The sequence below is a fragment of the Intestinibacillus sp. NTUH-41-i26 genome, from assembly GCF_032769475.1.
Taxonomy (GTDB): Bacteria; Bacillota; Clostridia; order Oscillospirales; family Butyricicoccaceae; genus Agathobaculum; species Agathobaculum ammoniilyticum.
Map to the genome: position 1 here is coordinate 2,372,320 of NZ_CP136477.1, position 26,204 is coordinate 2,398,523.

Annotated in this window: 29 protein-coding genes; 18 read left to right on the forward strand and 11 right to left on the reverse strand. The window is 59.8% G+C overall.

The window, feature by feature from the left end; translation table 11 throughout:
- The first annotated feature begins 118 nt into the window (after positions 1-118).
- The 5 genes from RX717_RS12140 (at position 119) to RX717_RS12160 (ending at position 3,506) form a co-directional block, all read left to right on the forward strand.
- Positions 119-1,081, forward strand: coding sequence for a helix-turn-helix transcriptional regulator (locus tag RX717_RS12140; protein WP_054326423.1), 963 nt, complete (start codon positions 119-121; stop codon positions 1,079-1,081).
- 5 nt (positions 1,082-1,086) lie between these two features.
- Entirely contained in the window at positions 1,087-1,776 is a 690-nt protein-coding gene (locus RX717_RS12145) for a zinc ribbon domain-containing protein (protein WP_242977931.1), read from the forward strand.
- A complete protein-coding gene (locus RX717_RS12150; RefSeq protein WP_054326421.1) occupies positions 1,776-2,126 on the forward strand; it encodes a VOC family protein in 351 nt (116 codons plus the stop codon). Before RX717_RS12145 ends, RX717_RS12150 begins: the two co-directional genes overlap by 1 nt.
- 115 nt (positions 2,127-2,241) lie before the next feature.
- Positions 2,242-3,081 (forward strand): AraC family ligand binding domain-containing protein, encoded by an 840-nt coding sequence (locus RX717_RS12155; RefSeq protein WP_107631712.1) that lies wholly within the window; start codon positions 2,242-2,244, stop codon positions 3,079-3,081.
- A gap of 2 nt (positions 3,082-3,083) precedes the next feature.
- The gene (locus tag RX717_RS12160) at positions 3,084-3,506 is read left to right on the forward strand and encodes a DUF2000 domain-containing protein (RefSeq protein ID WP_107631711.1); all 423 of its coding nucleotides are present in this window, start codon (positions 3,084-3,086) and stop codon (positions 3,504-3,506) included.
- Between the two features lie 72 nt (positions 3,507-3,578).
- Here the strand turns inward: RX717_RS12160 and RX717_RS12165 are convergent, their stop codons facing one another.
- Together RX717_RS12165 and RX717_RS12170 are read right to left on the reverse strand one after the other, a co-directional pair.
- Positions 3,579-4,466 (reverse strand): AraC family transcriptional regulator, encoded by an 888-nt coding sequence (locus RX717_RS12165; protein ID WP_054326419.1) that lies wholly within the window; start codon positions 4,464-4,466, stop codon positions 3,579-3,581.
- 96 nt (positions 4,467-4,562) lie between these two features.
- Positions 4,563-5,012 carry a hypothetical protein gene (locus RX717_RS12170; protein WP_107631710.1) on the reverse strand — a complete coding sequence of 150 codons (450 nt, stop codon included), beginning with the start codon at positions 5,010-5,012 and terminating at the stop codon, positions 4,563-4,565.
- A 236-nt stretch (positions 5,013-5,248) separates the two neighbouring features.
- Here RX717_RS12170 and RX717_RS12175 point away from each other — a divergent pair, with 236 nt between their 5' ends.
- The 10 genes from RX717_RS12175 (at position 5,249) to ispF (ending at position 14,279) form a co-directional block, all read left to right on the forward strand.
- The gene (locus RX717_RS12175; protein ID WP_054326417.1) at positions 5,249-6,316 is read left to right on the forward strand and encodes a zinc-dependent alcohol dehydrogenase; all 1,068 of its coding nucleotides are present in this window, start codon (positions 5,249-5,251) and stop codon (positions 6,314-6,316) included.
- Between the two features lie 370 nt (positions 6,317-6,686).
- Positions 6,687-7,538 (forward strand): transketolase, encoded by an 852-nt coding sequence (locus RX717_RS12180; RefSeq protein WP_054326416.1) that lies wholly within the window; start codon positions 6,687-6,689, stop codon positions 7,536-7,538.
- A gap of 2 nt (positions 7,539-7,540) precedes the next feature.
- Positions 7,541-8,494, forward strand: a complete 954-nt coding sequence (locus RX717_RS12185; RefSeq protein WP_107631709.1) for a transketolase family protein — start codon at positions 7,541-7,543, stop codon at positions 8,492-8,494.
- A gap of 104 nt (positions 8,495-8,598) precedes the next feature.
- Positions 8,599-9,999, forward strand: coding sequence for an MFS transporter (locus tag RX717_RS12190; protein ID WP_054326414.1), 1,401 nt, complete (start codon positions 8,599-8,601; stop codon positions 9,997-9,999).
- 40 nt (positions 10,000-10,039) lie between these two features.
- On the forward strand, positions 10,040-11,059 hold the full coding sequence (locus tag RX717_RS12195; RefSeq protein ID WP_159068179.1) for a zinc-dependent alcohol dehydrogenase: 1,020 nt from the start codon (positions 10,040-10,042) through the stop codon (positions 11,057-11,059).
- Positions 11,060-11,220: 161 nt separating this feature from the next.
- Complete coding sequence (locus RX717_RS12200) at positions 11,221-11,961, forward strand: M23 family metallopeptidase (protein WP_107631707.1); 741 nt, start codon at positions 11,221-11,223, stop codon at positions 11,959-11,961.
- Positions 11,962-12,513 carry a peptidase M50 gene (locus tag RX717_RS12205; protein WP_107631706.1) on the forward strand — a complete coding sequence of 184 codons (552 nt, stop codon included), beginning with the start codon at positions 11,962-11,964 and terminating at the stop codon, positions 12,511-12,513.
- A gap of 46 nt (positions 12,514-12,559) precedes the next feature.
- On the forward strand, positions 12,560-13,039 hold the full coding sequence (locus RX717_RS12210; RefSeq protein WP_054326409.1) for a CarD family transcriptional regulator: 480 nt from the start codon (positions 12,560-12,562) through the stop codon (positions 13,037-13,039).
- Between the two features lie 47 nt (positions 13,040-13,086).
- Positions 13,087-13,803 (forward strand): 2-C-methyl-D-erythritol 4-phosphate cytidylyltransferase, encoded by a 717-nt coding sequence (gene ispD / locus RX717_RS12215; protein ID WP_054326408.1) that lies wholly within the window; start codon positions 13,087-13,089, stop codon positions 13,801-13,803.
- Between the two features lie 2 nt (positions 13,804-13,805).
- Positions 13,806-14,279 carry a 2-C-methyl-D-erythritol 2,4-cyclodiphosphate synthase gene (gene ispF / locus RX717_RS12220; RefSeq protein WP_054326407.1) on the forward strand — a complete coding sequence of 158 codons (474 nt, stop codon included), beginning with the start codon at positions 13,806-13,808 and terminating at the stop codon, positions 14,277-14,279.
- A gap of 12 nt (positions 14,280-14,291) precedes the next feature.
- Here ispF and RX717_RS12225 read toward each other — a convergent pair whose 3' ends face one another.
- The 3 genes from RX717_RS12225 to RX717_RS12235 are packed head-to-tail and all read right to left on the reverse strand — an operon-like array spanning position 14,292 to position 16,632.
- The gene (locus RX717_RS12225) at positions 14,292-15,683 is read right to left on the reverse strand and encodes an MATE family efflux transporter (protein WP_107631705.1); all 1,392 of its coding nucleotides are present in this window, start codon (positions 15,681-15,683) and stop codon (positions 14,292-14,294) included.
- Positions 15,680-16,444, reverse strand: coding sequence for a uridine phosphorylase (gene udp / locus RX717_RS12230; protein ID WP_054326406.1), 765 nt, complete (start codon positions 16,442-16,444; stop codon positions 15,680-15,682). The genes RX717_RS12225 and udp overlap by 4 nt, the downstream gene beginning before the upstream one ends.
- Positions 16,438-16,632 carry a DUF951 domain-containing protein gene (locus RX717_RS12235; protein ID WP_107631704.1) on the reverse strand — a complete coding sequence of 65 codons (195 nt, stop codon included), beginning with the start codon at positions 16,630-16,632 and terminating at the stop codon, positions 16,438-16,440. The genes udp and RX717_RS12235 overlap by 7 nt, the downstream gene beginning before the upstream one ends.
- 142 nt (positions 16,633-16,774) lie before the next feature.
- Between RX717_RS12235 and RX717_RS12240 the strand changes: the two genes are divergently transcribed.
- A complete protein-coding gene (locus RX717_RS12240) occupies positions 16,775-17,566 on the forward strand; it encodes a S1 RNA-binding domain-containing protein (RefSeq protein ID WP_316960308.1) in 792 nt (263 codons plus the stop codon).
- Positions 17,533-17,712, forward strand: coding sequence for a hypothetical protein (locus tag RX717_RS12245; protein ID WP_316960309.1), 180 nt, complete (start codon positions 17,533-17,535; stop codon positions 17,710-17,712). Before RX717_RS12240 ends, RX717_RS12245 begins: the two co-directional genes overlap by 34 nt.
- Before the next feature lie 43 nt (positions 17,713-17,755).
- Here the strand turns inward: RX717_RS12245 and RX717_RS12250 are convergent, their stop codons facing one another.
- Positions 17,756-19,000 carry a replication-associated recombination protein A gene (locus RX717_RS12250; RefSeq protein WP_107631703.1) on the reverse strand — a complete coding sequence of 415 codons (1,245 nt, stop codon included), beginning with the start codon at positions 18,998-19,000 and terminating at the stop codon, positions 17,756-17,758.
- Between the two features lie 168 nt (positions 19,001-19,168).
- Between RX717_RS12250 and hisC the strand changes: the two genes are divergently transcribed.
- A complete protein-coding gene (hisC, locus tag RX717_RS12255; RefSeq protein WP_107631702.1) occupies positions 19,169-20,224 on the forward strand; it encodes a histidinol-phosphate transaminase in 1,056 nt (351 codons plus the stop codon).
- 74 nt (positions 20,225-20,298) lie between these two features.
- Here the strand turns inward: hisC and RX717_RS12260 are convergent, their stop codons facing one another.
- From RX717_RS12260 to RX717_RS12280, 5 genes are all read right to left on the reverse strand, one after another.
- Positions 20,299-20,943 carry a pentapeptide repeat-containing protein gene (locus RX717_RS12260; RefSeq protein WP_054326402.1) on the reverse strand — a complete coding sequence of 215 codons (645 nt, stop codon included), beginning with the start codon at positions 20,941-20,943 and terminating at the stop codon, positions 20,299-20,301.
- Positions 20,940-21,206 carry a metal-sensing transcriptional repressor gene (locus RX717_RS12265; protein ID WP_107631701.1) on the reverse strand — a complete coding sequence of 89 codons (267 nt, stop codon included), beginning with the start codon at positions 21,204-21,206 and terminating at the stop codon, positions 20,940-20,942. The genes RX717_RS12260 and RX717_RS12265 overlap by 4 nt, the downstream gene beginning before the upstream one ends.
- Positions 21,203-23,725, reverse strand: coding sequence for a heavy metal translocating P-type ATPase (locus RX717_RS12270; protein WP_107631700.1), 2,523 nt, complete (start codon positions 23,723-23,725; stop codon positions 21,203-21,205). Before RX717_RS12270 ends, RX717_RS12265 begins: the two co-directional genes overlap by 4 nt.
- Before the next feature lie 208 nt (positions 23,726-23,933).
- The gene (locus RX717_RS12275; RefSeq protein WP_107631699.1) at positions 23,934-24,524 is read right to left on the reverse strand and encodes a hypothetical protein; all 591 of its coding nucleotides are present in this window, start codon (positions 24,522-24,524) and stop codon (positions 23,934-23,936) included.
- Positions 24,525-24,622: 98 nt separating this feature from the next.
- Positions 24,623-25,504: an aldose 1-epimerase family protein gene (locus tag RX717_RS12280; RefSeq protein WP_159068178.1), complete on the reverse strand. Its 882-nt coding sequence runs from the start codon at positions 25,502-25,504 to the stop codon at positions 24,623-24,625.
- Between the last annotated feature and the right edge of the window lie 700 nt (positions 25,505-26,204).

The window sequence follows — 26,204 nt, forward strand, 5'->3', positions numbered from 1 at the left end:
CTTCGGAACATCGTTCCGAAGCCTTTTTTCTCTTTGCCAGCCTGTCCACGTGTTCTTTCCAAAAACCGGCCATACTTTGTCCGCTTTTTGTGCTATACTACTGGTGAGGGGTGAAGCCATGCAAAGCGGACGCTTGTTTGAGATCTTATATATCCTTTTGGAGCGCGGTGGCGCGACCATACCTGATCTTGCCTGCCAGTTGGAGGTATCTGAGCGCACCATCCGCCGCGATATTGACGCGCTCTCCGCGGCGGGCGTGCCGGTTTACGCGGCGCGCGGGCGGCGGGGCGGCGTGCGCCTGATGGACGGCTTCGTGCTGTCCAAATCCCTGCTGTCCGCGCGCGAGCAGGACGAAATCCTGTACGCCCTGCAAACCCTTCGCGCCACCGGAGCCGTGCAGGATGGCGCTCTGCTCACTCGCCTGTCCGCCCTGTTCCGGCGCGAGGCCGTGAGCTGGATCGACGCGGATTTCTCCGATTGGGGCGACTCCGGCGAGCGGCGCGCGCTGTTCGAGCTGCTCAAGTCGTCTATCCTGGAGCGTCGGGTGCTGGCCTTTGACTATTACGGGCAAAATGGTGCTGCGGCGCGGCGCACCGTGGAACCGGTCAAGCTGCGGTTCAAGGGAATTTCGTGGTACCTACAGGCATGGTGTCGGGATCGACGCTCTTTCCGCACCTTCAAGCTGTCGCGCATGGAGCGTATCGCACTGCTGGACGAGCGCTTCGCGCCGCACGGAGACCCGCCCCCGCTGGACGGGAATCAGGCTGTATCCGTGCCGACCACCCGCATCGCCGTCCGCTTTTCCCCCGCCGTGGCATTCCGCGTATATGATGAATTTGAACGCGCCTGCATCTCCCCGCAGCCGGACGGATCCCTGCTGGTGCGGACCGAATGGCCGGTAGGTGCCTGGGGTGCCGGTTATCTGCTGTCCTATGGCTCGCATGCCGAAATCCTGTCCCCGCCCGCACTGCGCCGCCACATCGCGGCGGAAGCAAAAAAAATCGCCGCGCTTTATCCAAATGCGGACGCGCCCTGTCCGGTATCCGATGCTACAATGGAGCCATCAAAACCGAAAGGATGAACGCTATGCTGCAATATGAAACCGTATCCCTGCCCGCCCGAACGCTGGTTGGGCTGAAATGCCGCACAGGGAACGCCGATCCCGCCTGCGCGCAGAAGATCAGCGGCCTGTGGGAGCAGTTCATGCGCGCCGGCCTGATGGCCGGACGGGAAGGCGCGCCCTGCTACGGTCTATATACCAATTACGGCTGGGACGACGAGAGCTACGACGCGGTCGTGGCCTGCGAAAGTGAAGCTTGCCTCGCGGGGTGCGTACCAATCGAGATACCGGCGGGCGAATACGCTAAATTCCATTTTCACGGCGATATCCGCGCGATGCCGATGCAGGCATGGGGCGAAATCTGGTCCCTGCCCCTGCCGCGCGCCTACGGCGTGGACTTTGAGGAATACCGCAATTACGAGGACGGGCAGGCGGATATCGATATTTACGTCGGTCTGGCGGACATCTGCCAGTCCTGCGGCATGCCGATGGCCAGGCCCGCCGACCGTGGCACCGAAGCGGATGGCACGCAAAGCCGCACCTACTGCACCTACTGCTACCAGAACGGCGCGTTCACCTACGACGCAACCATGGAAGAGCAGATAAAGCACAACCTCAACTGCGCACCCGAGCTGTACACCGACCGCGAGCGCGCGAGAGAGCAGATGCGGGAATATTTCCCCACTCTTACGCGCTGGAAAGGGGAAACGGAGTAGTGAAAGGCTATGACAACTTTTTCCTGCCCGTCGATGATCTGGACGCGGCGAAACGGTTTTACGGCGGCGCGCTCGGGTTGGATCTGAAATTCGACTTTTCCGACAGCGGGATGTCCGCCTACCGTGTCGGGCAGGAGGAGCCGGCCATTATCCTCAAGGACAAGTGCCGCTTCCCAGTCCAGAAGCCCGTGACCTGGTTTGAAGTCAGCGATGTCAAGGCACAGTACCGTCGGATGCGCGCGGACGGCATCGCATTCCTTTCCGAACCGTTCCATATGCGGACCGGCTGGACCGCTGAATTTGAGGACCCGTTCGGCAACCGACTGGGCATCACCAATTATCTGCAATAATACAGCGCGCCGCTGCAAGCAGCGGCGCGCTTTGCTTGGCGGAGTGTAATATACTGCAAGAATTTTGGCGCGCGGTATGCTATACTGTCTGCAGACTATGAAAGGAGGCCGCGTCATGCCGGATGAATCCCGTACCGTCTGCTACGACCAGGTGCTCGGCATAGAAGCTTATCACCTGCAGGGCGTCGTGCAGAAATTCCCCAACCACTTCCACGAGTATTATGTCATCGGCTTCATCGAAAGCGGCGGGCGCCATCTGTGGTGCGGGGGACAGGAATACGATATATCGGCCGGCGACCTTGTGCTTTTCAATCCGCACGACTGCCACTGCTGCGCCCCTGTAAGCGGCGAACCGCTGGACTACCGCGCGGTCAACATCCCACCCGACGTTATGTGCCGTGCCGCAAGGGAGATCACCGGCAGGGAGCAGCCGCCCCGTTTCACGCGCAACCTTTTGCCGCAGAGCGAGCTCATGCACGCCCTCCGTGCCCTGTACGACGCGCTTGTGCGCGATGCGCCCGCGCTGGAAAAGCAGGAGGCGTTCTATTATCTCCTCGAACCGCTTCTGTCCGGCTGCACCCTGCCGCCAGCCGGAGTGGAGCCGCCGCCCGCGCAGAACAGCCAGATCCAGATGCTCTGCGCCTATATGGAGCAGCATTACGCGGACAGCATCACGCTCGACAGCCTGGTTTCCATGACAGATTTCGGCAAATCCTACCTACTGCGCCTGTTCGCGCGGCAGGTTGGCGTTTCTCCCTACCGGTATCTGCAGAATATCCGGCTCAGCCGCGCCAAGGAGCTGCTCGAGCAGGGCGTTCCTCCGGCCGACGCCGCGTGTCTGACCGGCTACGCCGACCAGAGCCATTTCACGCACTATTTTAAGGAGTTCATCGGGCTTACGCCCGGGCAATACCAAAAAATCTTTACCGGAAACGATATGCAGAAGGAGCGGTAATCATGGATACGCAAACAGAAAAATGTGTGCTGGTGATCGACGGGACGCTGCCGCTGGGCCTGATCGCCAATACGGCAGCCATACTCGGCATCACGCTGGGCAAGCATCTGCCGCAAGCGGTGGGACCGGATGTTCGCGACAAAAGCGGCCGCGCCCACCTCGGCATCACCGCCCTCCCCGTACCCATCCTGCGGGCAGACCGGCAGACGCTACGCGCGCTTCGCCGGAAACTGTACGAGCCGTGCTTCGCCGGCTTGACCGCCGTGGATTTCTCCGACCTCGCACAAGGCTGCGGAACCTACAGCGAGTTCACCCGTAAGGCCGCGGCTACCCCCGAGGAGGAGCTGTCCTATTTCGGCATCGGCATCTGCGGCGCGAAAAAGCTGGTCGGCCGGCTGACCGGCAACCTGCCGCTACTGCGCTGAAGCCCTCCATGACACAACGCCGCCCGCCGTTTCCGCACAAGACAAGGAAACAGCGGGCGGCCGCTTTCTGTTTTAATGGAATTTTGCCCGATAATCCCCCGGCGACATCCCTTCCTGCTCATGGAACAGCCGGATCAGCACCTTGCCGGATGGCAGGCCGACATGCATCGCGATTCGCTCCAGCGAATCGTTTGTCGTCCGCAGGTACTTTTTCGCATATTCCATGCGGATCACGCTGACCGTATGCGCAAACGAGCGGCCGAACATTTCCTGAAACAGGCGGTTGACGTGGCGCGGCGTCACGTTTAACTGCTGGGCTACCATGTCTATCGTCAGCTCATCCGCATAATTGGAGTGTATGTACTTCGATGCTTCCAGCGCGATATTCTTATAGCCGAGCGGCGTTTTCACGTCCGAAACCACCGAAGTCGTCTGCCGCAACAGGTTGAGGACGAACAGGTAATATAAAATGCCGATCTGGCTGGCCCATCCGATCTTCCTGTCCTGTATCTGCTTGTGTATATCCGCAAGAAGCGCCTGCTGCGAAACCGCGCGCGGCAGGTAAATATATTTATTGGTATCCGCTTTATCCAACGCTTTGGCGATTTCCCGATACTCAAGCTCCGCGTCGATCGACGAATTGCCGCTTTTCGGAATAATATCAAAGATCATTGTGAAATACACCGCGGGCTTTTCCGGCATATAGCGCAGCCGGTGCAGATGGTTCTTGCCCAGCAGCACCATGCTGTTTTCATATAATGGCAGGCTGTCCTGTCCGCAAACCACATTGGCTTCCCCTTCTATGCCGTAGAAAATCTCATACAGGTCGTGCTGATGTTCAAATACCGGTATGATCTGGCTCATCTGCTCCGCATAGTAAAGAACAAAATCAAAAGCGCCGAAAGGAATAGTCGTAATATGATTATGATATATCTGTTGATTGCGGTACTCTGCCAGCAAAGCGATCTTTCCTCCTTTTTCTCTCCTGTTATCAGCCCTCATTCTCATAATGCAAAAAACACAGGTTATTTGTTATTTTTGCATAGTGATTTTATTTTACAGGATTTCGCTGTGCTTTGCAATAGCGGCATGCAGCTCACGCCGGTTGGACACATGGCGCAGCAGGACGCTGGAACGGGCGTCCCCTCCATCCAGGAACAGCACGCGGCTGAGCAGCATTTTTTTGAGCTGGGCATGCGGCAGGCTGAAGCGCTTTTCGCCCACATGGCCGAACGTGCGCCGGTCGGTGACCAGAACGCACGAATTCTGCGTCAGATACAGGGTATGTGCTGCGCTCGCCATCATCCACATGGAAAGCACGCTCGACAGCAGGACCGCCGCGTGATAGCCGGAAAACAGCCGCCCCGCAGCAAACGAAACCGCGGCGAATGCAAAATAGCCGCACATGGTCGGGATGGAATTGAACAAAGCCACATCCTCCACCTGCTCGCCAGGCTCCAACTGGTCAGCCAGCTCATCCACCATCTTCCGGTATCGCGTCGTCATATAACACACCCGTTTCTCCTGTTTTTTTCATTATAACATGGGATACCACACTTGTCAGGGGCGTTTGCTATAGAAAAAAACGCGAAATTTTCTATTCCCCAAAAGGGACATGTTTCCCGCGAAAATGTCTGAAATATAAATTGACTTTGACTGAAATGCTTGGTATTGATTAATATAGCGCTGTGTACAGCGTTCGGAATTCTATACTTTACATAAGGCAAAGGAGGCAGTTTGTGATGAAGACATTATGCGGCGTATTGGTTGGCGACATGAAAGATCCCAACCCAGAAACACGCGGCAAGGTAGCCCTGGTGGATATCCCATTCCCTGCCATGGGACCGCAGGATGTCCGGATTAAGGTCGCGTATTGCGCGATCTGCGGCTCGGACCCGCACTGTGTTGCCGGCTGTTTCGGCCAGCCGAAAGGCTCCACCGAGCCGATCCCGCTCGGCCACGAGATTTCCGGCGTCGTCGTTGAATTAGGGCCGGAGGCCAACCACAAGGGCCTGAAGGTCGGCGACCGCGTGGCGGGCAATTTCCTGCGGTTCTGCGGCGGGTGCTATTATTGCCAGAACGGACAGCAGCAGTTCTGCGTCAACGCGCAGCAGTACAACCGCCCCGGCTACGCGCCCGAACTGATCTGGCACGAGGACCAGGTCTACAAGCTGCCTGATTCGGTCAGCCTGAAAGAAGGCTGCCTGCTCGAACCCATGTCGATCATCGTGCGCATGATGGACAAGGCGCAGATGAAGGTCGGCATGCGCGTCTGTGTCTGTGGCGGCGGCCCGATCGGCCTGCTGGCCCTGCAGACCTTCAAGCTGTACGGCGCGACCGACCTGACCATGATCGAGCCGATCGCGGACCGGCGCGCGCTGGCTTCCGAGCTTGGCGCGGACCATTTGATCGACCCCGCTTCCCAGGATGTTGTGCAGGCCGCGATGGAACTGACGGGCGGCCTGGGCTATGACGTTGTTCTGGACTGCTCCGGCTCGGTGCGCGCGGTCACCTCGCTGCCTGATATCACCGCCAACTGCGGCATGCTGATCTACGGCGCCCAGTATCCGAACGAGTACGAACTGCCCTTCAACATCTCGAAATACTGCTACTTCAAGGAGATAACGGTGACCGGCGTAATGGTCGCCCCCTATGCGTATCCGCGCGCGCTGCAGCTCCTGCCGCGCCTCAACCTCAAGTGCCTGACTGAAACGGTGTTCGACCTGGATGACGGCGTGGCCGCGTTTGATGCGCAGCTGACCGGAAAATACCCCAAAATCCTTATCAAGTGCAATCCCGACCTCGAGTAATTTTTCCTGAAAACGGCCGGAGGCCTCGTCCTCCGGCCGTTTTTTCTCGCCTTCTCAGGACAGGAGCGCAAAATCCGATATGTGCAAAAAGCACACCCGTTTTTTTGTAAACATTTCACAATATTCCAACTCTATACCGCTTATTTTGGACACAAAATGCAATTTCATGTCCGTAAAACCAGACGACAGACACTAAAAACCGTCGTATGATACTTATACACAAGGGGAGCGTCGAATCCGCATTGTCATTTTTCACAAAACGCAGTCGCAAAATACGATAATTCAACCATATCGTTATTTTTCTGTCAATATAATTGTGAAAAAGTTCACACTTCCCCTGCGCGTATTCAACATTCAAGGAGGTATTGTGATGGCAGACAAACAGGAAGTAAAGCGCTTAAACGACTTGGCGTATGAAATGCGCACAAAGCTGATCAATCTATGCGGCGTATACGAGGGTGCCGTACATATTGGCGGCGACCTGTCGATGACCGACCTGCTGATCGGTCTGTTCCACCACGGGCTGAACGTTGACCCGACCGACATCAAAAATCCGAGGCGCGACCGCTTCGTCCTTTCCAAGGGGCATGGCGCGGTGTGCATGTATATCGCGATGGCGCTGCGCGGCTTTTTCGATTATGACGAGATCGTGCGCACCTATGGCCAGATGGACAGCGCCTACGGCATGCACCCCTGCAAGGTACATCTGCCGGGCGTGGAATGCTCCTCCGGCTCGCTGGGACAGGGCCTATCCATGGCGGTCGGCATGGCCATCTCCGCCAAGGTCAAAAAGGAAAGCCACCGCGTCGTCTGCATGCTGGGGGATGGCGAGAGTTGCGAGGGCTCGGTCTGGGAGGCCGCGATGTCGGCGCGCTCCTACGAGCTGGGCAACCTTGTCGCGGTCATTGACCGCAACAAGCAGATGATGTGCAGCTATACCGAGGAAATCACCTGCATGGAGCCGTATGCCGACAAATGGAAAGCGTTCGGCTGGAACGTGATCGAGATTGATGGACACGACATGAACGCCATCGTCGACGCGCTGGACAGCCTTCCGCCCGTGACCTCCCTGCGTCCGACGGCGATTGTGGCGCACACCACCAAGGGCAAGGGCGTGGACTTCATGGAAAAGGTGATCGGCTGGCATGCCGGCAGCCTGAACAAGGAAGACTGGGACCAGGCGCTCAAGGATCTGGCAAAGAACTACGGTAAGGAGGCATAAAGATGGCTGGCTCATTTAACTTTGGAGAATGGATTTCCGCGCGCAGCGTGATCGGGGACACCCTGGATGAGATCGGCAAAACCAATGAAAAGCTGTTCGTCTGCACGCCCGATGTCGGCATGAACCTCAAGCGTTTCCGCGAGCATTATCCAGACCGGTATATCGACGTCGGCATCGCGGAGCAGAACTGCGTGGGCGTTGCGGCCGGCCTTGCGCTCGAGGGCAACATTCCGGTCATCATGGGCATGCTCCCGTTCCTGTCCATGCGCTCATGCGAGCAGGTCCGCACCGCGGTCTGCTATCAGAACCTGCCGGTCCGCATCATCGGTACGGGCGGCGGCCTGACCTCGGGTGGCGGCTCGACCCACAACGCGATGGAGGATATCGCGATCCTCAAGAGCATGGTCAACATGACTGTGCTGTCCATCGGCGACCCGAACATGATCCGCGACATCCTGCACCTGTCCATGGACTATGCCGGCCCAATGTACATCCGTCTGGCGCAGGGCAAGAAGGACCGTCAGCTTTATGAGCCGGGTACGATTGAATACAAGATCGGCGGCAGCGTGACCGCGCGCGACGGCAAGGATTTCACCATCCTTGCGCATGGCGAAATGGTAGGCGAAGCGCTTGATGTGGCGGAGGAGCTTGCGAAAGAGGGGATCGACGTCCGCGTGATCGACATGTATTCCATCAAGCCCTTCGACGAGGCGGCCGTCCGCAAGGCGGTTGAGGAGACGGGCAACCTAGTCGTCTGGGAGGACCATCTGATGAGCGGCGGCCTGGCCAGCACGCTGTCCGACTTCTTCACGGACAACCACATCCAGCCCAAGTCGTTCCGCCGGTTCGGCATCCCGCAGGTCTACGCGGGCTTCGGCAGCGGGGAGGAGCTGCGCCGCAAATACGGCTACGCCGCGGAAGACATCGCCGCCTATATCCGCTCGGCCGCGAAGTAACCCTGTCCCTCGGCGCATCCTGTTCCTGCGGAGCCGGCCGGAATCCGTTTCCGCAGGGGCAGGCTGTTTATCCAACAACACGGAGATAAGAAAGGGGATTTTTCATGAGCACACAAACGACCGCAACCTCATCCGCTGCCGCAGTGAATGAGTATACCAAGCTGAATATCCCTCGCAAAATAGGCTACGCCTGCGGCGACTTTGCCTGCAATATGAGCTGGACGTTGGTCGGCTCCTACCTGGTGTTCTTCCTGACCGATATTGCGCTGATTAACGCAACGACGGTCGGTTTGCTGATTTTCATTTCGAAGTTCTGGGACGCGGTCAACGACCCCATCGTCGGCTCGCTGGCTGACCACACGCGCACCCGCTGGGGGCGGTACCGTCCCTGGGTCATGTTCTCCTTTATCCCAATGCTGATTTTCAACGTGCTGACGTTCACCACCAATCTGGAATGGTCGGAAACCGCCCGTACTTGGTGGGGTCTCGGCATGTACTTCATCCTCGTACTGGTCTATACGATGGTGAATGTTACTTACTCCGCGATGCCCGCCATGATGACCCGCGATACCGAAACGCGCAGCGCGCTTTCCAGCTACCGCATGACCGGCGCGTTCCTCGCCATGACCGTACTGTCCTATGCGACGCTCCGCGTCGTCAACGCGATGGGCGGCGGCGCGACCGGTTACCGCAACGCGGCGATTGTGTTCTCCCTGCTCGCAGTACCATTCTTTATTATCACGGTCGCTTCCTCCAAGGAGGTCGTCACAATCGACGACACCAAGACCGAAAAGGTTTCCTTTATCAAGCAGTTCAAGGTGCTCAAAGGCAACTGGCCGGTTATCCAGCTTGCCATCGCCTACCTCGGCTGGGGCATCATCCAGGGCGGCATGACGTTCCGCCTGTACTTCTGCACCTATAACGCCGGCGACGAGCTGCTCTATGCGAACACACAGACCCTATGGTCGGTCATGGGCATGGTGGGCGCGTTCTCAGTCAGCTATCTTGTCACCCGCGTCAAGAACAAGGGGACACTGGGCGGCGTTTCCTTTACGCTGATCGCCATCTGCTCGATCATCTCGCAGTTCCTGCCGATCACCACCTCGGGCGGCCAGATCATCTATTATGTGATGATGGGCGGCGTGGGTCTCGGCTCCGGCATGATGCTGGGCAATGTGTTCGGCATGATGCCCGACACCGCCGAGTATACCTACCACAAGTGCGGCGTTTACTGCGCCGGCTTCCTGTCCACATTCATTAACTTCATGCTCAAGGTCGGCCAGGCGGTTTCGATCGCGGGCGCTGCGGCCCTACTCGACGCACTGGGCTATGTGGCGGGCGCGCAGCAGAATGCAACCGTGCTGTTCGCCATGAACTTCGGCTCGCATATGTTCATCGGCCTCTGCTCGATCGTATGTGCGATTGCACTGTTCGCATACAAGCTGGATAAGGCCACTTATGATAAAATTGTCGCCGACCTGCGTGAGCGCGGTATGGCGAACTGAGTACCTGTCACACGGATTTTCTGAAAGGAGTGTCTATATCATGGCAACAATGAAGCAGCTCTGGTGGGTGGATTGGGACCAGATCGAACTGCGCGAGGTCGAAATCCCGCAGGTCAAGCCCAACGAGGTCAAGGTCAAGGTCGCATACGCCGCGCTTTGCGCGACCGACGTGCATCAGGTGACGATGGGCGTCATGAACAGCAAGCCCCCCGCCCCGCTCGGACACGAGGCCTCCGGCACGATCGTCGAACTGGGCGAGCAAGCTGCCGCCGCCGGCTATAAGGTGGGCGACAAGGTTACGATGTTCCCCGTTTCCCACTGCGGCGAATGCGAATGGTGCAAAAAGGGCATGACGCAGTACTGCATCAATTCCAAACCCACCGGCGCTTTCGCGGAATATGTCGTCACGGATGTCAAAACGATCTACAAGCTGCCGGACAACGTTGAGCTGCGTGATTACGCGATCGTGGAGCCGACCAACTGCTGTCTGCGCGCCATGGACCTTGCCCCCATCCGCCACGGCGCGACCGTATGCGTCGCCGGCGTCGGCGGCATCGGCTCAATCATGCTCAACCAGATCCTGCTCTCGGGTGCGGCTCGCATCACAGTCATCGATCCGGTACCCGAAAAACGCGAGCTGGCGCTCTCCATGGGCGCGCAGTACGCGATCGATCCCTTTAACGAGGACGCGGTCGCCCGCGCCATGGAAATCACCGACGGACTGGGCTTCGACTATGTGTTCGAGATGTCGGGCTCCCCCAAGGCTTCCGAAACGCCGCTCAAGATCCTGGCCCGCTGCGGGACCGCGGTTTACTTCGCGGTATTCCCGCCCAAATTCGAGATGCCGCTTAACCTGCATGACCTGTACATGAAGGAGGGCCGCATCCAGACCGTATTCACCACGACCACGATCATGAACCGCTCCATCAACATGATCGAGCGCATGCAGACCGACAAGATCATCGGCAAGATTATGCCGCTGAGCGAGGCGGTGGAGAGCTTCGAGGTATTCAAAACATCCAAATACCCGAAAATCCTGCTCGACTGCAGCAAACCGTAAGCCATCCTCTTTCTTTCACAATCTACAAGCTTCCGGCAGCGGAGGTGCGTCCAGCGTACGCGCCTCCGCTGCCGGACTTTCTTTGTATAGCATATGGCCGCGCAGTCATATTCCTGTCCCCTTTCTCATACCCTTTCATCAGAGGAAAGGAGGCGGCGAACATGACAGGAAGACGTCCGGCGCGCAAACGCGCCGGCAGCGGAAAAGGGCTGCTGCTCGTGGTGGTACTCGTTCTCGCCGCGGGAATCATCAAATATGCGGACGCGCCCCTCGCCGTTTCCGCGCGCGAAAAAGCGGCGACGGCGCTGGCCGGACTGCCGGGCGCGGACCGTATCCTTGCCGTGTTCGGCGGGGATGATACGGTGCAGGATGTCAGCGAGGTATTCGGCGCACAGCCGGACAGCCAGGAGAAGGAGCCAGACTATGCCGTATCCTCCGGCGGCGCGGACGACATCCTGGGGCGGGAAAAAACGTTGTTCCCCGATACGGTCGACCAGACCGTCTATCCGATGGAATTCGAACACATCCTGCCCGCCGAAGGCACATTGACTTCGGACTTCGGCAGCCGTCTCAGCCCGACCACAGGACAGCCGGGCTTTCATTACGGCTTGGACATCGCAGCGGATGAAGGCGTCCGGATCGGCGCCTTTGCGGATGGGACGGTGCGCGAGATCGGGGAGTCGAGCTACGGCAATTATCTAATTGTAGACCACGACGACGGCTTTTCCACGCTTTACGCGCACTGCAGCAGCATCTCGGCCAAGGTGGGCGATTCGGTAAGCTGCGGGGAGGAAATCGCACGCGTCGGCCAGACCGGCAACGCGACCGGCCCGCACCTGCACCTTGAGCTGTGGAAGGATGGCGCCGCCCTTGACCCATCCGATTACCTGACCGAGTTTTAAGTGAAAAGGCTTGAGGTCCGCGACGGGTTCCTCGTGCTGCTGGCCGCGCTCTGGTGTGTGGACGAAACCAATACCCTGCCGCTGTTCCTGCTTGCCGCGGCCATACACGAGCTGGGGCATGTGCTGGTGCTGTCCCTTGCGGGCGGTCGGGTGCTTCGGCTGACGCTTACCGCCTGCGGCGCCGTGCTTCGCTGCACCCTGCCAGAGGGCCGCTGCGCTCGCGCCGCAGTCTGTCTTGCCGGTCCGGCGGCCAGCTTTGCGCTTACCGCCTTCGCCGGAGAGCTTGGGCTTTACCGCCTTGCGGGCGCAAGCATGTTGCTCGGCGCGTTTAACCTGCTCCCCATGCCGCCGCTCGACGGCGGCATGGCGCTTTGCCACCTCGCCGGCGGCCGGTTCCCATTCGCGCGCGGCGCGCTTTCGCTGGCTGTCATGGCCGGACTTCTCACCACAGGCTGCTGGCTGTGGCGGCAGGGCGGCGGTGCCTGGCTGCTGCTCATCGGCGCACTGATCAGCGCCCAAACAATGAAAAACCTTGCCAAAACCACCGAATAGGTGTAAGATAAAAATACCATCAGAGGTTTGCTGGAACGGAGGCTACATGTTTCACATCGGCGATCAGATCGTACACCCTCTGCACGGCGCAGGCGTAATCGAAGATATTGTCGAGCGCACCATTGACGGTACGCCCGCGCAGTATTATGCGCTCCGCCCCGCGTTCGGCGACACGCAGCTCTTTATTCCGGTCGATTCCTGCGAAAAGCTCGGGATACGTCCGGTATGCTCCAGAGCGCAGGCCGAGGCTTTCCTGCACAAGCTGGACGACGTTGCGCGCAGCGAGGATAAGGGTTGGAACCAGCGCTATCGGGAAAATATGCTGCATATCCGTTCGGGCGACCTGCTCGAGGTCGCGCAGGTTGTCAAAAACCTTGCGGAGCGGGACCGCGAACGCGGCCTGTCCACTGGGGAAAAGAAGATGCTCGCTTCCGCCAAGCAGATCCTGGCCTCCGAGCTGGCTTTTTCGCTCGGCATTTCCCCCGAGGAGGCTGGGAACCTCATCCGTCAAAGATTATGTATCTGAGCAAAGGCTTTGCATTGCTGCAAAGCCTTTTTTAAGGAGCGTATGCCATGTTTGGAAAACGGAAGAAAAAAGCCGTACCCGCCGCGGTCTGCGCGGTGATTGTCGCCGCCGGCTCGTCCCGCCGTATGGGCGGGGAAAACAAGTTGCTGCTGCCGCTCGGGGACGTCCCCGTGCTGGCGCATACGCTGGCCGCGTTTGAAAAATGCGCCGATGTGCGCGATATCGTGCTGGTGTGCCGCGAGCAGGATATCGTCCCCTATACCGAGCTTGCGCGGACGTTCGGCATCTCCAAGCTGCGCACGGTCACGCGCGGCGGGGGTAGCAGGACCGCCTCCGTCTTGGCCGGCGTCAACGCCGCGCCGGAGGATACGGCGCTTGTGGCCGTGCATGACGGCGCGCGGCCGCTCGTCTCCGAGGCGGTCATCTCCGAGGCGGTCTATGCGGCCGCTGCGCACGGCGCGGCCGCGCCGGTCGTTCCGGTCAAGGACAGCATCAAGCGCATCGAGAACGGCGTCATCGCGGCCGACGTGCCGCGCGACACCCTTGCGGCCGTGCAGACACCGCAGGTATTCGCGCGCCCGCTGCTTCTGCGCGCGCTGAACGAGGCTGCGCGTCAGGGACAGGCCTATACCGACGACTGCGCCGCAGTCGAAGCGCTCGGCCAGCCCGTATACGCCACCCACGGAAGCTATGAAAACATCAAGATCACGACGCCCGAGGATATCGCGGTCGCCGAGGCGTTGCTGCAAAAGGAGGAAATCTGAACATGCGGATCGGGCACGGTTACGACGTACACCGGCTGGAACAGGGGCGCAGGTGCATCATCGGCGGCGTGGATATCCCGCACAGGACGGGACTCGCGGGGCATTCGGATGCGGATGTCCTCACCCACGCGGTGATGGACGCGCTGCTCGGCGCGCTCGCGCTCGGCGATATCGGCAGGCATTTTCCGGATACCGACCCGCGTTACGCGGGCGCGGACAGCCTCGCGCTGCTGCGTCAGGTAGCCGCGTTGCTGCGGGAGCGCGGCTGGCAGCTGGGCAACCTGGACGCGACTGTACTCGCCCAGGCCCCGCGGCTCGCGCCGCACATCCCACAGATGCGTGAAAACCTAGCCGCGGCCATTGGCTGCGAAACGGACCGGATCTCGGTCAAGGCCACAACCGAGGAAGGGCTTGGCTTTACCGGAACGGAGCAGGGCATCGCCGCGCACTGTGTATGCCTGCTGGAACCGGAATAAAAAGCGTGGAGCCTATGGCTCCACGCTTTTTTGCTGCATATTGCGCGTAATCCGACGGAAACGGAAGAAAAACAGGACCGTGGTCGTCGCCGCGGCAAGGAAATCCGCCACCGGCTCCGCAAGGAACACCGCGAACAGCTTATCCTCAAAGAAGCGCGGCAGAATCAGGATCAGTGGGATCAGAAGGATGATCTTGCGCTCCAGCGCGAGGAACAAGGATATTTTCGCCTCCCCCAGAGCGACGAACGACTGCTGGAACCCCCACTGGAACGCCGCAGTAAAGCCCACCGCCATATAAATCCGCAGCGCCCACGCGGTCATCTCGACCAGTTCCGGCTTGTGGTTGAACAGGTATACCACCGTCCGCGGGGAAAGCTGTACCACCACCCAGACGCAGCACACAAACACCGCGCCGATCAGCACGCTGTACCGGATAACCTCCTTCATCCGCTTACTGTTCCCCGCGCCGTAATTGAAGCTCAGTATGGGCTGCGCGCCCTGCATCAGCCCCAGCAGCGGCATCTGCATCATCTGCATGACCGAGGTGAGGATGGTCATGGCGCCGACCGCGAGGTCGCCGCCGTACTTTTGCAGGGAGACGTTGAACGTCACCGTCAGCAGGCTTTCTGTCGACTGCATGACAAAGGGCGACGCGCCCAGTGCGACCGCGGGCCAGAGCAGGCGCCTGTCCAGCCGGAAAAAGGCCTTTTTCAGCCGCAGCTCGCTGGAAGAGCCGACCAAAAACCGGACTACCCACAGCGCGGACACCGCCTGCGAAATCACGGTCGCGACCGCCGCGCCGCGCACCCCCATGCCGAACAGGAAAATGAACACCGGATCGAGCACAACGTTGAGCACCGCACCGATCAGCACCGTCTTCATCGCCACGCCGGATTTGCCCTGCGCGGTGATAAAGCCGTTCAGCCCCAGCGCGGTCATGACGAAGATGGTACCCAGAACGTAAATGTTGAGATACTGCATCGCATAGGGCAGCGTGTCTGCGGACGCGCCGAACAATACAAGGAGCGGCTCCTGGAACAGCAGGAACACCGCCGTCAGCACGACCGCGAGCGCCCACAGCGCGGCCGTACAGGTGCCGAGCGTGCGCTCGGCTTTTTCGTGCTCGCCCGCACCCATGGCAATGGAGGCGCGCGGCGCGCCGCCCATGCCGATCAGCGCCGCAAACGCCGCAATCAGTGTGATAACCGGAAAGGTCACGCCCATGCCGGTCAGCGCGAGCGCCCCCTCGTCCGGTATGCGGCCGATGTAGATGCGGTCCACGATATTATACAAAAGGTTGACCACCTGCGCGCAGATCGTCGGCAGCGCCAGGCGGACGAGCAGCGGGCCGACCGGATCTCGTCCCAGGTCGGCCTCGCGCGTATCGTTTTTTTTCTTGTTCATGCCTGCGCTCCGTCCTCCCGAATGAGGATACGCAGCGCCTCGACCGCCGCACGGACACCGCGCTCGGACGCATCGGGCGGAATATTGGGCGCCTCGTCGTTATCCGCGTTCCACAGGACGTTGAGTACCGCGCCGCATCGCACATGCAGCACCTGCGCCACAATGAACAGCGCCGCGGTCTCCATTTCGCTCGTCAGCGCGCCTGCGGCCTTCCACGCCTTCCATTTGGCGAGCAGTTCCTCCGCAACAGGTTGCTGCGCGGGCCGTATCTCACCGTAAAAGCTGTCCTTGGACTGGATCACGCCGATATGATGGGTGAGGCCGAGCCGCACCGCCGCCTCCCGCAGTGCGGCAACAACCGAGAAATCCGCCGCCGCTGGGAACTCGATGGGCAGGTATTCGCGGCTCGTTCCCTCCTGCCGGATGGCCGCGGTTGCGATCACGATATCGCCGCCGCACACCTCGTCCACGATGCCGCCCGATGTCCCCACGCGGATGAACGTGTCCGCGCCGCACTCGACCAGCTCCTCCAGCGCGATCGCGGCGGACGGGCCGCCGATGCCGGTCGAGCATACCGCGACGGATACGCCGTCCAGTCTGCCCGTCCACAACGTATATTCGCGGTTCTGCGCGATCTGCTTCGGCTCCTCAAAGTAGCGCGCGATCTTGCCGCAGCGACCCGGGTCGCCCGGCAGGATGACATACCGGCCGATATCCCCCTTTTGAATCTGAATATGCATCTGTTTTCCATCGATCAGCATACAATCGTCCCCTCCCGTTCTATGGTACGTATATTTTTTTCCGCCTTGCTGCGCGGCAGCATGACCTCATGCCCGCAGCCCAGGCATTTGAGCTTGAAATCCATGCCGGTGCGCAGTACCCTCCATTGCTTGGAGCCGCAGGGATGCGGCTTCTTCATGGTCAGGACATCATTGACCTGTACATCCACGCAATCACTCCTCCCATATGCCGCGGGGCTATCCCTCCGCGGCGGCTTATCGATTCCTCTTTATAATCATACCACATCCGCGGTGCTATTCCCAGCCGTTTTTTCATATAGTAAGGCAGACCCCAAAGGAGGCTCGGCTTTTATGAAAACAAGCGAATCCTATCTGCCCGAGGGCAGTTACGCCGCACTTCCCGCTGTGCGGCAGGCGTTTGAATCGGTCGACGGACTGCGCCGCGCACAGGACGAGGGCATGATCCTGGAGGCGGTCACACAGCGATGCACCGCCGCGCACGACCTGTTGTTCGATTTTGGCTTCGCGCAGGGCATCATGCCGCGCTCATGCTGCGCGCTCGGCGTTGCGGAGGGGGACACCAGGGAAATCGCCATCCTGTCCCGCGTCGGCAAGCCCACCTGTTTTGTCATCACGGAGCTGGACGAAAGCACCGCGCCGCCGACCGTCTGGCTTTCCCGCACGATCGCCCAGCAGCGGGCGCAGGACCATTTGCTCGCATCGCTCCGGCCGGGCGACGTGATCCCCGCCAGGGTGACCCACCTGGAGCCGTTCGGCGCGTTCGTGGATATCGGCTGCGGCGTGGCCTCGCTGATCGGCATAGAGAACCTTTCGGTTTCCCGCATTTTCCATCCGCACGACCGGTTGCGGGTGGGACAGCACATCTATGCAGCCGTGCGCGCGGTTGACCGCGACGCGCGGCGCATTTCGCTTACCCATCGGGAGCTGCTTGGCACCTGGGAGCAGAACGCCGCCCTTTTCTCCCCGGCGAAACCGTACGCGGCGTGGTGCGGTCGGTGGAACCTTACGGCGTGTTCATCGAGCTTGCGCCCAACCTTTCCGGCCTGGCGGAGCCGCGCGGCGACCTGTCCGCAGGCACGGTGGTTTCCGTGTATATCAAATCCATCCTGCCCCAGCGCATGAAGATCAAGCTGACCGTGATCGATGTGCTCGCCTGCCGCGAGCCGCCCCCGCCGCCGCGGTATTTCATCACCGACGGGCATATCAGCCAGTGGGTCTACACGCCGGACTGCTGCGACCGGAAATACATTGCGACGGAATTTGAATAACAGCCAGCGGGAGGGGGGCGGCCCCTCCCGCTGGTTCTGTCCGCTACCCTTTTATTTTCTCCCAATACGCCTTGGCCGCCTGCTCGGTCTTGTTGGGTCCGTACTCATAATACCGCGCGCCTTTCAGCTCGTCCGGCAGATATTGCTGCGCGGTCCAATGGTGCGGGAAGTCGTGCGGATACCGGTAGGTCAGTCCGCGTCCCAGCTTGGCCGCGCCGCCGTAATGCGCGTCCCTGATATGCGCGGGGATGTCGCCGGTCCGGCCTGCGCGGACATCTGCAAGAGCCGCTTCCATCCCCATCAGCGCACTGTTCGATTTCGGCGCGGTCGCCATAAGCACAGTCGCCTCAGCCAGCGGAATCCGCGCCTCCGGCAGTCCAAGCTGGAACGCGCTGTCCACACACGCCTTAACGATGGCCACGCACTGCGGATAGGCCAGCCCCACATCCTCGCTCGCGATGACCAGCATGCGCCGCGCGGCGGAGATCATGTCCCCTGCCTCCAGCAGACGCGCGAGGTAATGCAGCGCCGCGTCCGGATCCGACCCGCGGATGGACTTCTGTAGCGCGGACAGGATATCATAGTGGCTATCCCCATCGCGGTCGTACCGCATATGCGAGCGCTGGGCGGCCTGCTCCGCATCTGCAAGGGTGACACCGCTTTCCCCCGCGCCCAGAACAAGCAGTTCAACCGCGCCCAGTGCCTTGCGCACATCGCCGCCGACCGCCTGCGCGATGTGCGCGGCTACTCCGTCCTCGACAGGGATGTCCCGCTCCCCGATGGCGAGCGCAAGCGCCCGCTCGACCGCGCGCTTCATATCCGTCGGACCGACCGGCTTGAACTCGAATACCGTGCAGCGACTGAGGATCGCGTTGTAAATATAAAAATACGGATTCTCGGTCGTGGACGCGACCAGCGTCATTTTACCCGTTTCTATGAACTCAAGAAGGCTCTGCTGCTGCTTTTTGTTGAAATACTGGATCTCGTCCAGATAAACCAGCGCGCCATTGGGGGCGAGGAAGGTGTCCAGCTCGTCGATGATGGCCTTGATATCCGCGATGCCCGCAGTCGTGGCGTTCAGGTGATACAGCTTGCGGTCGGTCTGCTTTGCGATGATGGACGCAACCGTGGTCTTGCCCACGCCGGACGGGCCGTAAAAGATCAGGTTGGGGATATTTCCGCTCTCGATCACGCGGCGCAGCAAGCCGTTCGGACCGAGCAGGTGCCGCTGGCCGACCACGTCGTCCAGCGTCTGCGGGCGCAGCTTATCGGCTAAGGGTTGGTACATAGCGTTCTTTTCCTCCATCCAGTCAGGTTTACAGGGGATGCGGGCGTATGCATTTCTATATGTGTTGATTATACCACACCTGGCAGTCCAACACAAACAGGGCTTGACTTTTTCGCTTTACTGTGATAAACTATCCGCAGTCAACAAACTGCAACAGGAGAGTGCCTTATGGACAAGCCTTTTCTCGATAAGCTCCGCAAAATCGACCCCTATGTGCCGGGCGAGCAGCCACAGGCCGCCGATATCATCAAGCTGAACGCCAATGAGAACCCGTATCCGCCCGCGCCGTGCGTACAGGAAATCCTGCGCCGCTTCGACGCCGCCCAGCTCGCCCTCTATCCGGACGCAAACGGCAAGGCGCTCAAGTCCACGCTGGCCGGACGCTTCGGCGTAAAACCCGCGCAGGTGTTCCTCGGAAACGGCTCAGACGATGTGCTTGCGCTTGCCTTTCAGGCGTTTTTCTGCTCGGACCGGCCGGTCCTTTATCCGGATATCACCTATTCGTTCTATCCGGTCTGGTGCAATCTGTTCCGCATCCCTTACGAAACCGTGCCGCTGGACGGGGATTTCCGTGTGCGCGTCCGCGACTACGACCAGCCGAACGGCGGCGTTATCCTTCCCAATCCAAACGCGCCGACCGGACGCGGCGTAACGCTGGATTTCCTTGAGGATCTTTTGCAGCATAACCAGGACTGCGTGGTTATCATCGACGAGGCCTATGTCGACTTCGGCGCGCAAAGCGCCGTACCCCTGCTCGGCAAATACGAAAACCTGCTGGTCGTGCAGACCATGAGCAAATCCCGCTCTCTCGCGGGTATGCGCATCGGCTACGCACTTGGCTCAGAGGTGCTGATCTCCACGCTCGAAGCGGTCAAAAACTCCTACAATTCCTATACAATGGATGTGCTCGCGCTCGCGGCGGGGCAAGCCTCGGTCGAGGATGAGCGGTATTTTCAGGAGACCTGCCGGCGGGTGGCGGAGACGCGCGACCGTTCGGCCGCAGCGCTGCGCGGGCTGGGCTTTACCGTCCTCCCCTCCCTGACCAACTTCCTGTTCGTCACGCACCCCAAAAAGGAAGCGCCGGTCATTTTTGAATATCTGCGGCAAAAAAATATCTATATTCGCTATTTCAGGCTGCCGCGCATCGAAAATTATTTGCGCATTACGATCGGCACGGACGAACAGATGGACCGGCTGCTCGACGCGCTGCAAGCATTTCTGTAAGGCGGCGCGGATATGCCGCCTTCATCCATGCTGTCAAAAAACTCGTGCCGCGGAATCCCGCGGCACGAGTTTTCCTATTCTTTTATCACCAGCCCCAAACGCTTTGCCAGCATGGCCGCCTGCTCCGCTGTCACAATCGCGCCGCGCAGCTCGGCATTGGTGTCCGAAACCACAAGCCCGTCCAGCTCACAGCCGGTCAGGTCGAGCCCCGCGAGCGGCGTGTGCAGGAAGCTGGCTTCCCGCAGGCGTGTTTTGTCCAGGCTCAGCCGCTTCCAGGTGCATTCGTGAAACGCAGCATGGCTGAGGTCGCAATCGGAAAAGGCCACCTCGCGCAGGCGCGCGCGGTCAAACGTCGCATAGGCGAGCGCACAGGCCGCGAACGCGGCCTGCCGCCATCCGGTTTCGGCAAAGCCCGCCCCCACCGCCTTGCAGTCCTCAAAGACCGTGCGCTCCCAGAAAGCGTCCCGCCAGCCGCTGTTCGACAGCTCGCAGCGCCGGAACACGACGTTGCCCAAATCCGCACGCTCCCAGCGGCATCCGGTCAGCCGGCAATTCTCAAACAACACGCTGCGCAGCCGCAGCCCCTCATAGCATGTGCCGGACAGATCCGCGCCGCAGAGATGCAGCCCCTCAACCGTCCGCTCCTCCTGCTCGGCCCATGCGAACCGTTCCGCCGCGTCCGGCACAGGTGCAAGCGATTCGGGCAGCCGCACGGTCATGACCGGTCGAGCAGCTTGATGATCTCGTCGATCTTTTTCTCGCGCGCCTGCTCGTCGCCCGTTTCAAACGCCTCCTGCACGCAGCCGGACAGGTGCGCGTGCAGCACCTCACGCTGCGCCTTGTGTACCAGTGATTCGACCGCCTGCAGTTGGGTGACGATATCCATGCAGTAGCGGTCGCACTCGATCATTTTCAGCACGCCGTCGAGCTGTCCCCGCGCGGTACGCAGGAGCGGCTCCACCTTTTTTCTGTCAGCCCTCATGCAAAGCCGACCACCTTATAGCCGGCCTGTTCCACCGCCTCGGTCAGCTTGGCCTCGTCCGGTATCACGTCGCCCTGCAGGGTAGCCGTACCGTTCTTCAGGTCCACCTCGACGGCCACGCCTGGGAACACCTCCAGCGCCTTTTTGACGTGCGCGACACAATGCTCGCACATCATTCCCTCGATCTTGATCACCTTTTTCATTTTTGCTTCCTCCTTTGGCAATACGAAATATTGATCCGGCTCGACCGCCGGCTTAGGGGTACTTTGGAAAAACTTGAGCCGCAGCGCGTTGGACACCACGCAGACCGAACTCAGGCTCATGGCCGCCGCGCCAATCATGGGGCTGAGGCCGATATGCAGTGGCAGCCACAGCACGCCCGCCGCGATCGGGATGCCAATGCAGTTATAGAAAAACGCCCAGAACAGGTTCTGCCGGATATTCCGCATGGTGCGGCGCGACAAACGTATCGCATCGACCGCGTCCATCAGGTCGCTTTTCATCAGCACCACATCTGCGGAGGAAATCGCAACGTCCGTCCCCGCGCCGATCGCGATGCCCACGTCCGCGCGGGCGAGCGCCGGTGCGTCGTTGATGCCGTCGCCGATCATGGCGACCTTGCGGCCCTGTTCCTGCTTTTCGCGTACCACGCGCTCCTTATCCTGCGGCAGCACCTCGGCGACAACATCCCTGACGCCCAGCTCGCCCGCAATCGAACGAGCGGTCGCCTGGTTATCACCCGTCAGGAGCGTGACCTCGATATTCAGCCGCTGCAGCGCTTCGACCGCCGCACGGCTGGTCGGCTTGAGGACATCCGCCACGGCAAAAATGCCAACCACCTGCCGGTTTGCTGCAAAATACAGCGGTGTTTTTCCCGCCGCGGCAAGCGCCTCGCCCATTTGCTGCGCGGACCGAGACAGCGCAAGCCCGTTTGCCAGCAGCATGCGGCGGTTGCCCGCCATGCAGGGTACCCCGTCGATGCGGGCGCGCACGCCCTGCCCTTCCACCATCTCGAAGTCCGTCGCCGTGCGTTCCCGCACCCTGCGCTCCCGCGCATACCGCACGACCGCGTCCGCAAGCGGATGGTCGCTTTTCGCTTCGATCGATAAGGCGAGAGAGAGCAGGTCGTCCGGCTCCACGCCAAAGGATTTGACATCGGTCACGACCGGACGCCCCTGCGTCACCGTGCCGGTTTTGTCCAGAATCACACTGTTTACGTTATGCAGGTTCTCCAGCGCCTCGGCCGACTGGAACAGCACGCCGTTCTTCGCACCCACGCCCGTGCCGACCATGATGGCGACCGGCGTTGCCAGCCCCAGCGCACAGGGGCAGGATATAACCAGCACCGCGATCGCGCGGGTGAGCGCGAAGCTGGGCGTTTCGCCATACATCAGCCAGACGATGGCGGTAAGCAGCGCAATCCCCATCACGACCGGCACGAACACGCCCGCGACCTTATCCGCCAGCTTGGCGATCGGCGCCTTGGAGGCGCCCGCCTCCTCGACCAACCGGATGATCTGCGACAGCGTGGTGTCATCGCCCACGCGGGCGGCTTTCATCACAAAATAGCCGCTCTTGGATACCGTCGCGCCGATAACAGCGTCTCCCGTATGCTTTTCGACCGGCATGCTCTCGCCGGTGATCGCGCTTTCGTCCAGGAAAGCGTTCCCTTCCGTGATCTCGCCATCCACCGGAACGGACTGCCCGCCGCGCACGACCACCAGATCGCCCACGCACACCTCCTCGATCGGGACGGAAACCTCCTGCCCGCCGCGCAGCACATTTGCCGTCTGCGGCCGCAGGTCCATGAGCGCGGCGATGGCCTCGCCGGTCTTGCGCTTGGCACGCGCTTCAAAGAATTTGCCAAGCGTAACAAGCGTCAGGATCATGCCTGCGGACTCAAAGTACAGGTCGTGCGCATAGGTGTGTACCGTATGCATATCGCCCGCCGCGCACGCATAGCCGATCTGAAACAGAGCATAAACGCCGTACACCAGCGCCGCGCCCGAACCAACCGCGATCAGCGCGTCCATGGTCGGCGCGCGATGAAGCAGCGTCTTAAAACCGTTGATGTAGTATTTGCGGTTGATAAAAACGATGGGCAGGGTGAGGAGGAACTGCACCAGCGCAAGCGCGAACGCATTCTCCGTGCCGCTGACGAACGCGGGCAGCGGCAGGCCGAGCATCGGCCCCATGGAGAACACCATTAAAATAATCAGGAATACCGCGGAAACGACGATACGCGTTTTCATTTCCCTGAGCTCGTCGTTCGCTTTCGGGTCCTGCGCGGGCGCGGCCTGCTGCTTCCCGTCGTCCGCCGCCGCAGTATAGCCGCCGGACTCTACCGCATGGATGATCTTCTGCGCATCGCATACGGTTTCGTCATACTGCACGGCCATGCTGCCTGCGAGCAGGTTGACCTGTACCTCGGAAACGCCCGGCACCGCCGAAACGCTTTTTTCCACATGCGCCGAACAAGCTGCGCAGCTCATGCCGCCGACGCGGAATCTTTGCTTCATATCTGGATCTCCCATCCTTATTCCCCTCCCCCAGGAGGGGGTGTGTTCTATGGTCAGTATACGGCAACCGGACCATTTTGTCAAGTAGTTTGCGCAATGGAAAATTCAGATATGCAAACCGGCTCCGGTATGAGCCGGAGCCGGTTGAAAGCGTATATATTCGGATAGTGCAACGCGGGGCATCCGCCGCAGGCGGGCAACCGAGCGTTTAGATACCGCCGCCGGATAAATTATATTGGTCGGTTATATCCCTGTTGTTTTTATCATAAAACGTTATTTCGCTTCGATCCACATGTTTTTCCTGCGCCTGATCGCTGATCTCTGTACAAAGCAAAAAATGATCTTTTTGTTCCGGCGTATATAATTCATAGCGCTCACCGCCGATTAAAGCTGTGGCTTTGCAAATTCGGGCCGTGATATCCCTGCCCGCAAACAAAAAATACTTTTTCCCACCGCTTTCAATAATGCCGTCCCTAAAATGTCCGCCACCATACGACATGCGGGCTATCCTATACCGGCCAAACACACTTTTTTCCAAAGCCACGCTGCCGAAATCCAAATCTTCGCCAATCTCCATCAGGCAGTAGGTTTTATCGCCAATATTCACGCTGTCATACAGCGCAATATAGGGGGAAACCTCCGTTTTTCTCCCTCTGTTATAGAATTTTGAGATATGTTCTGTCAGGTTGGCCATATCCGGTTGAATCGGATAGGAGAGGTAGGCGTCTGCCACTTTGCAGGCAACTGCTAAAAGCAGAACCGCTATCGCCCCTATTATCAAGCCTTTTCTTTTCCCCATCTAACCCTCGCCTCGCTTTGCCGCAGCACAATCACGATCCTATCAAGCCGCACCGCCGTATGCTGTGCCTGCACGCGCAGCACTCATGCCGCTCCGCCTCAGTCGGTTATTGTTGTGGAGAACGAAAGCGTTTCTTCCTGCCCGGGCTGCAGGACGCGCACGCCCACCTTGTTTTCGATCGCGTGATCCAGATAGCCGCCATCCGGCAGGGTACTCCAGGGCTCAAGGCAGACAAACGGCACGTCAAAATCCTTATAAGGGCTCCATAGTGCAAAGTACGGAAAGTCCGAAAAGTCCATGGTCACCCGCTTGTCATTTTTCCGGCAAACAATCGAGGCGCGCCGTACCGGCAAATCATCCAGGATCATCGCGTCCGCGCGGAATGTCTCCCTGCCGATTGGCAGACAGCCGTCCACGAGCGGCAGGTCGCCATGCTCCCTGCTCAGCATTACGTTTTCATCCGTGATTACCGGATGCAGCGCCTGCACCCCTTCGAATTCCACAGCGTAATCCGTGATCTGCTCCCCCGTCTTCCAGCACAACGTATAGGCGTCATGCCCACCGACCTCGTAGTACATCGGCGTATCACTTTGGTTGCGGACCGCATGCTCCTTTTTCAGCGTCGCGCCCTCCAGCGTATAGCGCACCGTACAGGCAAAGTCCCACGGATACATTTTTTTCGTATATTCGCTCTGTTGCAGCAGGAACTCCACGCAGGTATCGCCCACGCGGTTCGCACGCCATTCCAGATCGCGGCCAAAGCCATGCTGTGTGATTTCATACGCCGTACCGCTGACTGTATAGGTCTTATCCTTGAGCCGCCCCACAATTGGGAACAGGATCGGCGCATGGCGCTTCCATGCAGCCGGATCGGCCTGCCAGATATATTCCGTACCGTCCTTTTTGCTATAAAAGCTGGTCAGCTCCGCGCCCATTTCGTTAACCGTCACCTTGAACCGTTTGTTTTCCAATACCTGCATATTCATTCTCCTTCCCGATGGTTGAATACCATCAGCGTACCTCTTTTATGAAGGAAAGTCAATACGCACCCGCGCGTATCCGCACATTTATGAGCCCATGGGCCGAATAGGCTGAATTGCGGTGTTATCAGCAAACAGAATGGGAGAGCAAAGCTGTCAGGGCCGGAATAGAATGATAATGCTTGGAGGCGCGTTGTTCTCCAGAATAAAATGCCGTACGCATAATATGGTTACCTCCAAGTCTGAGAATCTATTCAAGCGAAGGTTGACTATTATGAATTGTTATGGATATAAATCCTGCTGCCCCTCCATGTCAAGCGAAGATCATTTCATTCCGGGGCCACAAGGTCCGCAGGGGCCGCAAGGACCACAGGGGCCACGGGGGGAACGCGGACCTCAGGGAGCCCGCGGTGAAAAGGGTGAAATGGGCTGCCCTGGTCCTGTTGGTCCAAGAGGAATGATGGGGCTTCAAGGGCCGCGAGGGCCACAAGGTGTCCGTGGTGATATGGGGCCAAAGGGTGATCCAGGTGCTGTCGGACCGCAGGGGCCGCGCGGCAATCCGGGGTCCCATGGGCCCGCAGGGTGACAGGGGTCCGGCCGGCCCGAAAGGAGACGCCGGTCCTGTAGGGCCAGCAGGCCCCAAAGGGGATAAAGGTGAACCTGGCGAACGTGGGCCAGCCGGAGAACAAGGCCCGATGGG